This window comes from Luteimonas terrae (assembly GCF_004358165.1).
Classification (GTDB): Bacteria; Pseudomonadota; Gammaproteobacteria; order Xanthomonadales; family Xanthomonadaceae; genus Luteimonas; species Luteimonas terrae.
On the sequence record NZ_SMTG01000002.1, the window covers coordinates 425,915 to 439,769 of the forward strand.

The following is a 13,855-nucleotide window of genomic DNA, read 5'->3' on the forward strand; positions in this document are numbered from 1 at the left end:
TCTTTAATATTCAGCGGCTTATGTCCGCGCAAATGCCCGAGTTGGTAGACGCTTGGCGCATGGTCGCGGCGGGCATGCGCCTCGACGGGCGCCTGCCGTTGGCGTCCCTGACGCGCCTGAGTGAACTTCTGGCCGATGTCGAAGGCGACGACGTGACCTGCTCGATCGAGTTCGGTCGCGACGCGCTCAGGCAGGCGTACGCGCTGTTGCGCGTGCAGGCCAACCTGCCGCTGGTGTGCCAGCGGACGCTCAAGCGTTTCGTGCTGCCGCTCGACATCGAGCAGCGGCTGGGCCTGATCCGCGACGAAGCGGACGAGGCCGGCCTGCTGCCCGACTACGAGGCGCTGCTGCTCGAAGGCGACGGGTCGCTTTCGCCGGCGGATCTCGTCGAGGACGAACTGATTCTGGCAATACCCGCGATTCCGGTCGCGCCCGGCTCCGAAGCGATCGAACGCGACTGGCCGGTGTCGACCGAAGAAGAGACACGCGTCAACCCGTTCTCGGCGTTGGCGGGTTTGAAGAAAGACCGAAACAACTAAGAACTGTTGGAGCAATTCCCATGGCTGTGCAGAAATCCCGCGTCACCCCGTCCCGTCGTGGCCAGCGTCGCGCGCACGACAAGCTGAGCGCGAAGCAGCTGTCGACCGACCAGACGACGGGCGAGATCCATATCCGTCACCACATCACCGCGGACGGCTACTACCGCGGCAAGCAGGTCATCCAGCCGAAGACCCGCGTCGTCGAGGAAGATTGATCCTCGCTGCCCGTCGCACCGCGCGGCGGGCGCCACGATGCACCGGGCGCAGCCACCGTCCTTGACGGGCGGCTGCGTCTGCCGTCGGCAGGGATGCCGCGCTTCCGAGATCACGCGCCAGACGCGAGGGCCGCTCCGCAGATGACCAGCGAACGCATCTATTCCCGCATTGCCGGCACCGGCAGCTACCTGCCCGAGAAAGTGCTGACCAACGACGACCTCGCGAAGTTCGTCGACACCAGCGACGAATGGATCGCGACCCGCACCGGCATCCGCGAGCGCCACGTCGCCGCCGAAGGCGAGACCACCAGCGACCTGTCGTTCCACGCCGCCACGCGCGCGCTGGAGGCGGCCGGCGTCGCTGCGTCCGAGCTCGACCTGATCATCGTCGGCACGACCACGCCCGACATCATCTTTCCGTCCACTGCCTGCCTGTTGCAGGCGCGTCTGGGCGCGAACACCTGCGGCGCCTTCGACGTCAACGCGGCGTGCTCGGGCTTCCTGTATGCCCTTTCGGTCGCCGACAAGTTCATCAAGTCGGGCGATGCGAAGACCGTGCTGGTTGTCGGCGCCGAGACGCTGACGCGCATGGTCGACTGGACCGAGCGCACTACGGCCGTGTTGTTCGGCGACGGTGCCGGCGCGGTCGTGCTCAAGGCCGACACCGAGACCGGCATCCTCAGTACCCATCTGCACGCCGACGGCGCGAAGAAGGAGCTGCTGTGGAACCCGGTCGGCGTGTCGGTCGGGTTCCGCGACGACGAGAAGAACGCCGGCGTGCGTATCCAGATGGCCGGCAGCGACGTTTTCAAATATGCGGTCAAGGCACTCGACTCCGTCGTCGAGGAAACACTCGAGGCCAACGGTCTCGACCGCCACGACATCGACTGGCTGATCCCGCACCAGGCCAACCTGCGCATCATCGAAGCCACGGCCAAGCGCCTGGACATGCCGATGGATCGTGTCGTGGTGACCGTCGACAAGCACGGCAACACGTCCTCGGGTTCGGTGCCGCTGGCGCTGGATTTCGCCGTGCGCTCGGGTCGCGTGCAGCGCGGCCAGCTGCTGCTGCTCGAAGCCTTCGGCGGCGGCTTCACCTGGGGTTCGGCGCTGCTGCGCTATTGAGTGCCCCGCGCGGCGCCTGTGGGCGCCGCACGTGAATCCATTTTTCGCGGACGCGCTCGCGTCCGCACGACACGGAGGGCGCCACATGGGTGTCGAATCCATCGTCGTGGCCGGGCGCGATGCCTGGCTCAAGGCCTATGCGCAGGACGACGGTCGCAAGCTCGGCCTGGGGATCCTCGACGCGATCGCGCGCGGTCTCGATATCGACGCGCTGCGGCCGCCACCGCATCCCGGTGGCGGCGAGGCCAAGGACATCGAAGCGCGCCGCCTTGCCCAGCTCGAGGCGCAGGGCGTGCACGTGCCGCGCGTGCTGGGCGAGGGCGCTTCGACCCTGCTGCTCAGCAATCTGGGCGACACGTTCGCCGCGCGTCTGCGCGCCGCCGATGGTGACGCCTCGCGCATCGACGCGCTGACCCAGGCGGTCGTCGATGCCATCGCCGAAGCGCATGCGCGCGGCGCCTATTTCGGGCAGCCCCTGCCGCGCAACATCACGCTCGACGACGCAGGCCGGGTCGGTTTCATCGATTTCGAGGAAGATCCGCTCGAGGTGATGTCGCTGCCGCAGGCGCAGGCGCGCGACTGGCTGATGTTCGCCTTCGGCATGGCCAGGTACTACGACGGCCGCACCGAAGTGCTGGCCGACATGCTCTCGCAGGTGCTGCAGCGCGAGCCGGAAGTCGCCGCGCACGCGAACCGCGTCGGGCGTCTGCAGGGATTCGCCCAGCGCATCCGCTGGCTCGGGCGCTCGGCGCGCCACGTCGCGCATTCGATCCTCGTCGTGCATGCGGCGTCGACGCTGCTGCCGGTGCTGGTCTTCGTGGCGGTGCTGTGGGACTGGGTCGACGACGGCGAGATCGAACTGCTGAAGATGCTGTTCTGACGACGCATCGTCTGCCGCGGCCGGCATACGCCCCGGTACAGACAATGTCGCGACTTGGCCTTTATCATCGCCCCCGTTTTCGAGGCTGGAATTTCGCGTGACCGCATCGCAACTCGCATTCGTCTTCCCGGGCCAGGGCTCGCAGTCGCAGGGCATGCTCGGTGATCTCGCCGCGCGCCATCCGGTGATCGTCGAGACATTCGCGGAAGCCTCGGAAGGTGCGGGTGTCGATCTGTGGACGCTGTCGCAGCAGGGGCCCGAGTCCGAGCTCAACCAGACCGAATTCACCCAGCCCGCACTGCTCGCGGCCGGCGTCGCCGTGTGGCGCGCGTGGCAGCAGCACAACGGCGCCACGCCTGCAGTACTGGCCGGTCACAGCCTCGGCGAATACACCGCGCTGGTCGCGGCCGGCGTGCTGTCGCTGGCCGATGGCGCGAAGCTCGTGCGCCTGCGCGGCCAGCTGATGCAGGACGCCGCGCCGGCAGGCACCGGCGCGATGGCCGCGGTGATCGGCGCGGAGGATGCGCTGGTCGACGAGGTCTGCGGTGCAGCATCCGACGACGCCGGCGTCGTCGTGCCGGCCAATTTCAATTCGCCCGGCCAGATCGTCATCGGCGGTCATGCCGCTGCGGTCGACCGCGCGATCGCGCTGCTCGGTGAGCGCGGCGTGCGCAAGGTCGTGAAGCTCGCGGTCAGCGTGCCCTCGCACACGCCGTTGATGCGCGACGCCGCCGATCGTCTCGGTGCGGCGATGGCATCGATCACGTGGCACGCGCCGGCGCTGCCGGTTGTGCAGAACGTCGACGCCGCGGTGCACGACAGCAGCGATTCGATTCGCGATGCGCTGGTGCGCCAGCTCTACCTGCCGGTGCAGTGGACGCGTTGCGTCGAAGCGCTGTCCGCGCGCGGCGTGACCCGGATCGCCGAGTGCGGCCCGGGCAAGGTGCTGGCCGGCCTGGTCAAGCGCATCGACAAGTCGATCGAGGCCCGCGCGCTCGGGATGCCCGACGATTTCGACGCCGCGCTGGCCGACTGGAAGGCCTGAGTTCCGCAGCCGCCCACGCGTGGCGGACGCGCGGTCGATTCGACAACGCCGGCGGCGTTTGATCTGATCGGCGTGGCACGCCGCACCGCCGCCCACGACATGTACCGGAGTTCTCCATGAGCACACCTCTCAAGGGCGAGATCGCCCTCGTCACCGGCGCCAGCCGCGGTATCGGTGCCGCGATCGCCGACACGCTGGCCGCGCAGGGCGCGACCGTGATCGGCACCGCGACCAGCGACGCGGGCGCGGCGAAGATCGGCGAGCGCCTGTCCGCGCACGGAGGCCACGGTCGCGTGCTCGACGTGTCGCAGGCCGGCGCCATCGAAGGTCTGGTCGATGCGATCGCGTCCGAGTTCGGCGCGATCTCGATCCTCGTCAACAATGCCGGCATCACCCGCGACAATCTGCTGATGCGCATGAAGGACGAGGACTGGCAGGCCATCCTCGACACCAACCTGACCAGCGTCTATCGCAGTTCGAAGGCGGTGATGCGCGGCATGATGAAGGCGCGAAAGGGCCGCATCGTCAACATCGCGTCGGTGATCGGCGTGACCGGCAATGCGGGCCAGGCGAACTACGCCGCGGCCAAGGCCGGCATCATCGCCTTCAGCAAGTCGCTGGCCAAGGAGATCGGTTCGCGCGGCGTGACCGTCAACGTGGTCGCGCCCGGCTTCATCGCCACCGACATGACGCGTGATCTGCCCGAGGCCTCGAAGGACGCGCTGACCCAGCAGATCGCGCTCGGCCGCCTCGGCGAACCCGACGACATCGCTCAGGCGGTGGCCTTCCTCGCCGGCCCCTCGGCGGCCTACATCACCGGTGAAACCCTGCACGTCAACGGTGGCATGTACATGCCCTGACACGGCCCCGAACACCTCGAATTTCGAGGGCAAGCCGTTGAATGGCAAGGGCTTCGATGGTGGTACGCCCGTCGCCCGGCTTTCCCTTACACTATCCACCGAAAATCGCCTCCCCGGAGCAAAGAACCCATGAGCAACATCGAAGAGCGCGTCAAGAAGATCGTCATTGAACAGCTGGGCGTGAAGGAAGACGAAGTCAGCAACAGCGCGTCGTTCGTCGACGACCTGGGTGCCGACTCCCTCGACACCGTCGAGCTGGTGATGGCGCTCGAAGAAGAGTTCGAGTGCGAGATCCCGGACGAAGAAGCCGAGAAGATCACCTCGGTGCAGCAGGCGATCGACTACATCAAGACGCACGCCAAGGGCTGATGCCCGCGTCCGCGCCCACGGTTCGACCGGATGGGCGCGTGACTGGTCCGGCCGCCAGGCGGCCGGGCGCACAGGTTCCAGCACGAGGCCGCGATGCGGCCTCGTGCACATGGGCGGCGGGCACACCGCGCCGCCGTCGAATTTCCAGGAGTTGAACCATGGCCAAGCGCCGCGTCGTCATCACGGGCATCGGCATCCTCTCGCCGCTGGGCAACGACCTGGCCTCGAGCTGGGACGGCATCGTCAACGGCCGTTCGGGCATCGGCCCGATCACCCATTTCGACGCCACCAACTTCGCCACGCGCATCGCGGGTGAGGTGAAGGGCTTCGATGCGACCCAGTGGATCGCGCCGAAGGACGTCAAGAAGATGGATCCTTTCGTGCACTACGGCGTCGCCGGCGGCCTGATGGCGATCGCCGACGCGGGCATCGAGGTGCGCGAAGCCGACGCCGAGCGCATCGGTGTGGCGATCGGCGCGGGCATCGGTGGCCTGAAGGGCATCGAGGACACCGCGATCAAGTACGCCGAGGGCGGCCCGCGCAAGATCTCGCCGTTCTACGTGCCCTCGACGATCATCAACATGATCTCCGGCCAGGTCTCGATCATGACCGGCGCCAAGGGCCCGAACATCGCCGCGGTCACCGCGTGCACCACCGGCACGCACAACATCGGTCTGGCGATGCGCATGATCCAGTACGGCGATGCGGACGTCATGGTCGCCGGCGGCGCGGAATTCGCGACCACGCCGACGTCGGTCGGCGGTTTCTGCTCGATGAAGGCCATGTCGACCCGCAACGACGAACCCACCCGCGCTTCGCGTCCGTGGGACGTCGAGCGCGACGGTTTCGTCATGGGTGACGGCGCCGGCGTGCTGGTGCTCGAGGAATACGAGCGCGCCAAGGCGCGTGGCGCGCGCATCTACGCCGAGCTGGTCGGTTTCGGCATGAGCGGCGACGCCTACCACATGACCTCGCCGAGCGAGAACGGCGAGGGCGGCGGTCGCTGCATGCGCGCCGCGATCAACGATGCCGGCATCGACCCTTCGCAGATCGGCTACATCAATGCGCACGGCACCTCGACGCCGGCCGGCGACGTGGCCGAGACGATGGGCATCAAGGGTGTGCTGGGCGATCACGCGTCGAAGGTGATGGTCAGCTCGACCAAGTCGATGACCGGCCATCTGCTGGGCGCGGCCGGCGGCATCGAAGCGGTGTTCTCGGCGATGGCGCTGCATACCGGCATCATTCCGCCGACGATCAACCTCGACACGCCGGGCGAAGGCTGCGACCTCGACTACGTGCCGCACACCGCGCGCGAGCACCAGGTCGAGTACGTGATGTCGAACTCGTTCGGCTTCGGCGGCACCAACGGCACGCTGGTGTTCCGCAAGGTCTGACGCAGCAGTTGTTACGATCGGCAGAAGGCCCGCGCAAGCGGGCCTTTTCCGTTCTGTCGGCCCCGTGGCGGCGCGGTTCGAGTTTCGCCGTCATCCCAGCGGCCTTCAACGGACGGATGTCCGGTCAGGCCGGGATCCAGTCCGATGTTGCATCTCGACCCGCGTGTGATGCTGCTCAGCGGAGTTCGAATCTTTCGCGAAGATCAAAATGGGCCCCAGCTTGACCAGACATTCGTCTGTTGGAAGCCGCCGGGGCGACGGAAACGGGTCTCAGCCCCGCTTCCACCGCACGCCCTGCGGCGTGTCCTCGAGCACGATCTGCTCCGCGGCGAGCTGGTCGCGGATCGCATCGGCGCGGGCGAAGTCGCGCGCCTGCTTGGCGGCGATGCGTTCGTCGATCAGGGCCTGGATGCGCGCGTCGTCGTCGTCGCTGGCGCCGCGGGCGAACCAGTCGGCCGGTACCTGCTGCAGCAGACCCAGGGCGAGGCCGGCGCCGAGCAATTCGGCCTTGAGCGACGCGCGGGTGGCTTCGTCGTCAGCCTTGCGGGCTTCGCCGGCGATCCGCGCGATCTCGGCGAGCGCCGCCGGCGTGTTGAGATCCTCGTCGAGCACGCGCTCGATTGCCTCGGGAATCCGCGGCGTCGCATCAATTTCAGCCAGATCGCGCAGCGTGCCGTAAAGCCGGTCCAACGTGCGCACCGACTGTTCGATCAGCGCATCCGACCAGTCCAGCGGCTGGCGGTAGTGCGCCGAGAGCAGGGCGTAGCGCAGGGCCTCGGGCGGGTGCGCCTGCACCAGATCGTGCACGCGCTCGATGTTGCCGACCGACTTGGACATCTTGCTGCCGGCGAAAGTCAGCATGCCGTTGTGCAGCCAGACGTTCGCGAATGGTGCGCCGCCGTGGGCGCACTCGCTCTGCGCGATCTCGTTCTCGTGATGGGGGAACTGCAGGTCGACGCCGCCGGCATGGATGTCGACGGTCGGACCGAGATGCGCGGCGGCCATCGCCGAGCACTCGATGTGCCAGCCGGGACGACCGGTGCCCCAGGGTGAATCCCAGCCGGGGAGGTCATCGGTCGACGGCTTCCACAGCACGAAGTCGCCGGCATCGCGCTTGTACGGCGCGACCTCGATGCGGGCGCCGGCGATCATGTCGTCGACGTCGCGGCGCGAGAGCTTGCCGTAGCCGTCGAAGCTGCCCACCGAGAACAGCACGTGGCCTTCGGCCGCGTAGGCGTGGCCGCTGTCGATCAGGCGTTCGATCATCGCGACGATCTCGCCGATGTGCGCGGTCGCGGCCGGCTCGATGTCCGGCGGGGCGATGCCGAGCGCGGCCATGTCCTCGCGGTAGGCGGCGGCGAAGCGGTCGGTGATGGCCGAGATCGGCACGCCCTGGTCGCGCGCGGCGGCGTTGATCTTGTCGTCGACGTCGGTGATGTTGCGCGCGTACTTCAAAGCGCCGTATCGGCGGCGCAGCAGGTCGGCCAGCACCCCGAAGACGACGGGGCCGCGGGCATTGCCGATGTGGACGTAGTTGTAGACCGTCGGCCCGCAGACGTACATCGTGGGGCAGGCGGGATCGAGCGGCGCGAAGGCTTCGAGGCGGCGGGTCAGGCTGTTGTACAGATGCAGGGACATGTCGGGCTCGCCGCGGAGAACCGGAGGATTCTAACGGCGCCCGCCGGCGCGTGACGAACGGTGCCGGCACTGCGGACCCGCGTCGCGCGCACTGTGCCGACCCTGTTCACACAGCGTCGATTCAGCCCTTCGCATGGCCCGCGGCCTACACTGGTGCGGTGTCGACCGTGCCTCGATCCCGCAGCTGGACCCAGCCCGCGCTTCCCGTTCTGGTGGTGGCGCTGGCCTGCGTGGGCGCAGCGCGCGCGCAGAACGGGCCCACCCCGGGCGCGCCCGAAAACGCGCGGCTCGAGTATGCCCAGGTGCTGCGCGCCGAGCCGGTCTACCAGACCCTGCGCGCGACCAGCATGGTCGAGCGTTGCGAGGCGACCACGCCCGTCAGCGCCGAGGAACAGCGTCGCGGCTTCGCCCGCGTCGTCGGTGCGGTCCGGGACGTGCTGCGCTCGGAGGACGAGAAGGTCGACGAAGTCGACCGTTCGGCCGGCGGCGACTGTCGCATGGTGCCGGTGGAGCGCGAGTTCCGCCGTCCGATCGCCTACGACGTCGACTACGTGCACAAGGGCGTCAAGTATCGCTCGCGCCTGCCCTACGATCCCGGCAACCGGCTGCGCGTGCGCGTCTCGGTGACGCCGGTCGTGCCGCCGGCAGGCGAGCGATGAGCGGCGAGATGCGCGCTGTTGCAGTGCAGCGCCACGCGTGCGAGGATGCGCGCCTCATGAACGTCCTCCGCGCCGACGCCGACATCCTGACCTCCGCCCGTATGGCGTCGGGCATGACCTCGCGCGCGCGTCGACCGGAAGCCCACATTTCCCGGGGCTAGTCGGAACGCGTTCGCCTGTGCGCACTGTTCTGTAGAAGACCCGGCCGATGCCGGGTTTTTTCGTTTCCGACACCCGGTTTTCATCGACGCAGCCGATCCTCCCTTTCTTTCCATCGCCTCCACGAGATTCCCGATGACCGCGATCCGACACTTCCTCAACACGCAGGACTGGTCCCGTCCCGACCTCGATGCCCTGCTGGCCGACGCCGCCGCGTTCAAGCGCGAGAAGCTCGGCGACGCGCTCAAAGGACGTTCGATCGCGCTGGTGTTCTTCAATCCGTCGATGCGCACGCGCACCAGTTTCGAGCTGGGCGCCTTCCAGCTCGGCGGTCACGCCATCGTGCTGCAGCCGGGCAAGGACGCGTGGCCGATCGAGTTCGATCTGGGCACGGTGATGGACGGCGACACCGAGGAGCACATCGCCGAGGTCGCGCGCGTGCTCGGCCGCTACGTCGACATGATCGGCGTGCGCGCGTTTCCGAAGTTCGTCGACTGGTCGGTGGACCGCGAGGACAAGGTGCTCAAGGCTTTCGCGCAGTACTCGCCGGTGCCGGTCATCAACATGGAGACCATCACCCATCCCTGCCAGGAGCTGGCCCACGCGCTGGCGCTGCAGGAGCACTTCGGCACGTCCGATCTGCGCGGCAAGAAGTACGTGCTGACCTGGACCTACCACCCCAAGCCGCTCAACACCGCGGTCGCCAACTCCGCGCTCACCATTGCCACGCGGATGGGCATGGACGTGACCCTGCTGTGCCCGACGCCGGACTATGTGCTCGATGCGCGCTACATGGACTGGGCCAGGCAGAACGTCGCCGAGAGCGGTGGCTCGCTGGCCGTCAGCCACGACATCGACAGCGCCTACGCCGGCGCCGACGTGGTCTACGCCAAGAGCTGGGGCGCGCTGCCGTTCTTCGGCAACTGGGCGCCCGAGAAGCCGATCCGCGACCAGTACCAGCACTTCATCGTCGACGAGCGGAAGATGGCGCTGACCAACAACGGCGTGTTCTCGCACTGCCTGCCGCTGCGTCGCAACGTCAAGGCGACCGACGCCGTCATGGATTCGCCGCAGTGCATCGCCATCGATGAAGCCGAGAACCGCCTGCACGTGCAGAAGGCGGTCATGGCGACCCTGATGCGCTGACGCGCGTCGCATCCACACCGCATTCCTTTCCGCATCCCCACGGACCACACCCCATGACCAGCGCCACGACTTCCCGCGACATCGTCCTCGCCTTTTCCGGCGGACTCGACACCAGTTTCTGCGTGCCTTATCTGAAGGAGCAGGGCTGGACCGTGCATACCGTGTTCGCCGACACCGGCGGCGTCGATGCCGAAGAGCGTGCCTTCATCGAGCAGCGTGCGGCCGAACTGGGTGTCGCCAGCCACGTCACCGTGGATGGCGGCCCGGCGATCTGGGACGGCTTCGTCAAGCCGTTTGTGTGGGCCGGCGAGGCCTACCAGGGCCAGTACCCGCTGCTGGTCTCGGACCGCTATCTGATCGTCGATGCCGCACTCGCGCGCGCCGCCGAACTGGGCACGAACGCGATCGCGCACGGCTGCACCGGCATGGGCAACGACCAGGTGCGCTTCGACCTTGCCGTGAAGGCGCAAGGCGAGTACCGCATCGTGGCGCCGATCCGCGAGATCCAGAAGGAACACACACAGACGCGCGCCTACGAGCAGGCGTATCTCGAAGAACGCGGCTTCGGCGTGCGCGCCAAGCAGCAGGCCTACACGATCAACGAGAACCTGCTGGGTCTGACGATGTCCGGCGGCGAGATCGACCGCTGGGAAGCGCCGGGCGAGGGCGCCCGCGGCTGGTGCGCGCCGCGCGCCGAATGGCCCGAAGCGCTGCTGCAGGTCAAGATCCGGTTCGAGCAGGGCACCGCGGTCGCGCTCGACGGCGAAACGCTGCCGGGTGCGCAGATCCTGGCCAGGCTCAACGCCCTGTTCGCGCCCTACGGTGTGGGCCGCGGCGTCTACACCGGTGACACCGTGATCGGCCTCAAGGGCCGCATCGTGTACGAGGCGCCGGGTCTGGTCTCGCTGCTCGCCGCCCACCGCGCGCTCGAGGACACCGTGCTGACCAAGCAGCAGAACCGCTTCAAGCCGGAAGTCGCGCGCAAGTGGACCGAGCTGGTCTACGAAGGCTTCTTCCACGATCCGCTCAAGGCCGACATTGAAGCGTTCCTGGAATCCTCGCAGGCCAAGGTCACCGGTGAAGTGGTGCTGGAAACCCGCGGCGGCCGCGTCGATGCGGTGGCGGTGACCTCGCCGCACATCCTCAACGCCAAGGGCGCCACCTACGCGCAGTCCGCGGACTGGGGTGTCGAGGAAGCCGAAGGTTTCATCAAGCTGTTCGGCATGAGCAGCACGCTCTACGCGCAGGTCAATCGCTGAGAAGCCGGGCTTGGTGATTGGTGATTGGTGATTCGGAAGGGCAGGTCATGCGATCTGCCGCCGTCCTCTCTGGAATGACATGACTGACCTGCTGGCTGACACCCTCGACCACCTCGAACAGCTGGTGTTCTTCGACACCCGCAATCCGCCGCGTGCGATCCAGGCCGAGGGCGGCATCTTCGATTACATCCGCGGGCAGCTGCCGGGTTTCGAAGTCGAGGTGATCGATCACGGCGCCGGCGCGGTCAGCCTGTTCGCGGTGCGTGGCACGCCGAGCCTGCTGTTCAACGTGCATCTGGACACGGTGCCGGACTCGCCCGACTGGAGCGCGGACCCGCACGTCATGCGACGTCTCGACGACCGCGTGATCGGCCTCGGCGTGTGCGATATCAAGGGCGCGGCCGCGGCGCTGATCGCGGCGGCCAATGCCGGCGACGGCGATGCCGCCTTCCTGTTTTCCTCCGACGAGGAGGCCAATGACCCGCGTTGCATCGCCGCGTTTCTCGCACGCGGTCTGCCGTTCGAGGCCGTGCTGGTCGCCGAGCCGACGCAGTGCGAGGCGGTGCTGGCGCATCGCGGCATCAGTTCGGTGCTGATGCGCTTCGCCGGCACCGCCGGGCATGCATCCGGCAAACAGGATCCGGCGGCGAGCGCGCTGCACCAGGCGATGCGCTGGGGCGGCCGCGCACTCGATCATGTCGAATCCTTGGCGCACGCGCGTTTCGGTGGCCTGACCGGTCTGCGCTTCAACATCGGTCGGGTCGAGGGCGGCATCAAGGCCAACATGATCGCGCCGGCCGCCGAGCTGCGCTTCGGTTTCCGGCCGCTGCCGTCTATGGATGTCGACGACCTGCTGTCGACCTTCGCCGGCTTCGCCGAACCCGGGGCCGCGCACTTCGAGGAAACCTTCCGCGGACCGGGCCTGCCGTCGGGCGACATCGCCCGCGCAGAGGAACGCCGGCTCGCGGCGCGCGACATCGCCGATGCCTTCGATCTGCCGATCGGCAACGCCGTCGACTTCTGGACCGAAGCCTCGCTGTTCTCGGCTGGCGGTTACACCGCGCTGGTCTACGGCCCGGGCGACATCGCCCAGGCGCATACCGGCGACGAGTTCGTGACATTCGAACAGCTGCAGCGTTACGCCGAGTCCGTGCACACCATCATCAACGGCGCGCGCTGAGCGCGGCCGTCTTCCGTCTTCAACGCGTCACCCCACGCCCAACCGATTGCAGCCCGTGAACATTCCCGCGACCCACGTCCAGACCCGCCAGACCATCGTGCGCCTGCTTTCGAGCATGGCCAGCGCGAAAGAGATCAGCCAGTACCTCAAGCGTTTCTCGCAGCTGGATGCGAAGCGCTTCGCCGTGGTCAAGGTCGGCGGCGCGGTGCTGCGCGACGAACTCGACGACCTGACGTCGTCGCTGTCGTTCCTGCAGGAAGTCGGCCTGACGCCGATCGTGCTGCATGGCGCCGGCCCACAGCTCGACGCGGAACTCGCCGCGGCCGGTATCGAGAAGCAGACGGTCAACGGCCTGCGCGTGACTTCGCCCGAGGGTCTGGCGATCGTGCGGAGCGTGTTCCAGGCCGCGAACCTGCGCCTCGTCGAAGCGCTGCAGAGGAACGGCGCGCGCGCGACCTCGATCACCGGTGGCGTGTTCGAGGCCGAGTATCTCGACCCGTCGACCTATGGCCTGGTCGGCGAGGTACGCGGCGTCAATCTCGCACCGATCGAGGCCAGCCTGCAGGCCGGCTCGATCCCGGTGATCACGAGCCTGGGCGAAACCGCGTCGGGCCAGATCCTCAACATCAATGCCGATTTCGCCGCCAACGAACTGGTGCGCGAGCTGCAGCCCTACAAGATCATCTTCCTGACCGGCACCGGCGGTCTGCTGGACGCCGACGGCAAGGTCATCGATTCGATCAACCTGTCGACCGAATACGACCATCTGATCCAGCAGCCGTGGATCCACGGCGGCATGAAGGTCAAGATCGAGCAGATCAAGGACCTGCTCGAAGGTCTGCCGATGGCCTCGTCGGTGTCGATCACGCGCCCGGCGGATCTGGCCAAGGAGCTGTTCACCCACAAGGGCTCGGGCACGCTGGTGCGCCGCGGCGAGCAGGTGCTCCGCGTGACCGACTGGTCGGAGCTGGATCTCGCGCGCTTGAAGTCGCTGATCGAATCGAGCTTCGGCCGCGAACTCGCGCCGGACTATTTCGAGCGCACGCCGCTGCTTCGTGCCTACGTCAGCGAGAACTACCGCGCCGCGGTGATCCTGACGACAGGCGAGGGCACCGTGTATCTGGACAAGTTCGCCGTGCTCGACGACGCGCAGGGCGAAGGCCTGGGCCGCGCGGTGTGGAACGTGATGCGCGAGGAGACGCCGCAGCTGTTCTGGCGCTCGCGCCACCACAACCAGGTCAACATCTTCTATTACGCCGAGTCCGACGGCTGCATCAAGCAGCCGAAGTGGAAGGTGTTCTGGTACGGGCTCGAGGGTTTCGAACAGATCCAGCGCTGCGTCGCGCACTGCGAAACGCGCCGCCCGACGCTGGTGGGTTGAGGA

General features: G+C 67.6%; 14 protein-coding genes. 13 read left to right on the forward strand and 1 reads right to left on the reverse strand.

The window, feature by feature from the left end; all coding sequences use genetic code 11:
• Positions 1-20: 20 nt before the first annotated feature.
• The 8 genes from E2F49_RS02140 (at position 21) to fabF (ending at position 6,430) form a co-directional block, all read left to right on the forward strand.
• A complete protein-coding gene (locus tag E2F49_RS02140; RefSeq protein WP_055247520.1) occupies positions 21-539 on the forward strand; it encodes a YceD family protein in 519 nt (172 codons plus the stop codon).
• Between the two features lie 20 nt (positions 540-559).
• Positions 560-754: a 50S ribosomal protein L32 gene (rpmF, locus tag E2F49_RS02145; protein WP_055247522.1), complete on the forward strand. Its 195-nt coding sequence runs from the start codon at positions 560-562 to the stop codon at positions 752-754.
• 141 nt (positions 755-895) lie between these two features.
• The gene (locus E2F49_RS02150; protein WP_055247524.1) at positions 896-1,879 is read left to right on the forward strand and encodes a beta-ketoacyl-ACP synthase III; all 984 of its coding nucleotides are present in this window, start codon (positions 896-898) and stop codon (positions 1,877-1,879) included.
• 85 nt (positions 1,880-1,964) lie between these two features.
• Positions 1,965-2,759, forward strand: coding sequence for a BUD32 family EKC/KEOPS complex subunit (locus E2F49_RS02155; protein ID WP_133392413.1), 795 nt, complete (start codon positions 1,965-1,967; stop codon positions 2,757-2,759).
• A gap of 97 nt (positions 2,760-2,856) precedes the next feature.
• Positions 2,857-3,804 (forward strand): ACP S-malonyltransferase, encoded by a 948-nt coding sequence (fabD, locus tag E2F49_RS02160; RefSeq protein ID WP_133392414.1) that lies wholly within the window; start codon positions 2,857-2,859, stop codon positions 3,802-3,804.
• Between the two features lie 116 nt (positions 3,805-3,920).
• A complete protein-coding gene (gene fabG, locus E2F49_RS02165) occupies positions 3,921-4,664 on the forward strand; it encodes a 3-oxoacyl-ACP reductase FabG (RefSeq protein ID WP_133392415.1) in 744 nt (247 codons plus the stop codon).
• 129 nt (positions 4,665-4,793) lie between these two features.
• Positions 4,794-5,033 carry an acyl carrier protein gene (gene acpP / locus E2F49_RS02170; protein WP_055247533.1) on the forward strand — a complete coding sequence of 80 codons (240 nt, stop codon included), beginning with the start codon at positions 4,794-4,796 and terminating at the stop codon, positions 5,031-5,033.
• A 158-nt stretch (positions 5,034-5,191) separates the two neighbouring features.
• On the forward strand, positions 5,192-6,430 hold the full coding sequence (fabF, locus tag E2F49_RS02175; RefSeq protein ID WP_133392416.1) for a beta-ketoacyl-ACP synthase II: 1,239 nt from the start codon (positions 5,192-5,194) through the stop codon (positions 6,428-6,430).
• A gap of 270 nt (positions 6,431-6,700) precedes the next feature.
• Here the strand turns inward: fabF and cysS are convergent, their stop codons facing one another.
• Positions 6,701-8,068 (reverse strand): cysteine--tRNA ligase, encoded by a 1,368-nt coding sequence (gene cysS, locus E2F49_RS02180; RefSeq protein WP_133392417.1) that lies wholly within the window; start codon positions 8,066-8,068, stop codon positions 6,701-6,703.
• A gap of 167 nt (positions 8,069-8,235) precedes the next feature.
• On the opposite strand from cysS, the gene E2F49_RS02185 reads away from it, so the two are divergent.
• From E2F49_RS02185 to E2F49_RS02205, 5 genes are all read left to right on the forward strand, one after another.
• Positions 8,236-8,727 (forward strand): hypothetical protein, encoded by a 492-nt coding sequence (locus E2F49_RS02185; protein WP_082387550.1) that lies wholly within the window; start codon positions 8,236-8,238, stop codon positions 8,725-8,727.
• A 294-nt stretch (positions 8,728-9,021) separates the two neighbouring features.
• The gene (locus tag E2F49_RS02190) at positions 9,022-10,032 is read left to right on the forward strand and encodes an N-acetylornithine carbamoyltransferase (protein ID WP_133392418.1); all 1,011 of its coding nucleotides are present in this window, start codon (positions 9,022-9,024) and stop codon (positions 10,030-10,032) included.
• Positions 10,033-10,085: 53 nt separating this feature from the next.
• Positions 10,086-11,291, forward strand: a complete 1,206-nt coding sequence (locus tag E2F49_RS02195; protein ID WP_133392419.1) for an argininosuccinate synthase — start codon at positions 10,086-10,088, stop codon at positions 11,289-11,291.
• Positions 11,292-11,370: 79 nt separating this feature from the next.
• Positions 11,371-12,471 (forward strand): acetylornithine deacetylase, encoded by a 1,101-nt coding sequence (locus tag E2F49_RS02200; protein WP_133392420.1) that lies wholly within the window; start codon positions 11,371-11,373, stop codon positions 12,469-12,471.
• A 55-nt stretch (positions 12,472-12,526) separates the two neighbouring features.
• Complete coding sequence (locus E2F49_RS02205; protein WP_133392421.1) at positions 12,527-13,852, forward strand: acetylglutamate kinase; 1,326 nt, start codon at positions 12,527-12,529, stop codon at positions 13,850-13,852.
• Positions 13,853-13,855: the final 3 nt, after the last annotated feature.

Coding starts and splice junctions, on each gene's coding strand:
- E2F49_RS02140 (WP_055247520.1), top strand. CDS start 21: ATGTCCGCGCAAATGCCCGAGTTGGTAGACGCTTGGCGCATGGTCGCG.
- E2F49_RS02150 (WP_055247524.1), top strand. CDS start 896: ATGACCAGCGAACGCATCTATTCCCGCATTGCCGGCACCGGCAGCTAC.
- acpP (WP_055247533.1), top strand. CDS start 4,794: ATGAGCAACATCGAAGAGCGCGTCAAGAAGATCGTCATTGAACAGCTG.
- cysS (WP_133392417.1), bottom strand. CDS start 8,068: ATGTCCCTGCATCTGTACAACAGCCTGACCCGCCGCCTCGAAGCCTTC.
- fabG (WP_133392415.1), top strand. CDS start 3,921: ATGAGCACACCTCTCAAGGGCGAGATCGCCCTCGTCACCGGCGCCAGC.
- E2F49_RS02190 (WP_133392418.1), top strand. CDS start 9,022: ATGACCGCGATCCGACACTTCCTCAACACGCAGGACTGGTCCCGTCCC.
- fabF (WP_133392416.1), top strand. CDS start 5,192: ATGGCCAAGCGCCGCGTCGTCATCACGGGCATCGGCATCCTCTCGCCG.
- rpmF (WP_055247522.1), top strand. CDS start 560: ATGGCTGTGCAGAAATCCCGCGTCACCCCGTCCCGTCGTGGCCAGCGT.
- E2F49_RS02155 (WP_133392413.1), top strand. CDS start 1,965: ATGGGTGTCGAATCCATCGTCGTGGCCGGGCGCGATGCCTGGCTCAAG.
- E2F49_RS02195 (WP_133392419.1), top strand. CDS start 10,086: ATGACCAGCGCCACGACTTCCCGCGACATCGTCCTCGCCTTTTCCGGC.
- E2F49_RS02200 (WP_133392420.1), top strand. CDS start 11,371: ATGACTGACCTGCTGGCTGACACCCTCGACCACCTCGAACAGCTGGTG.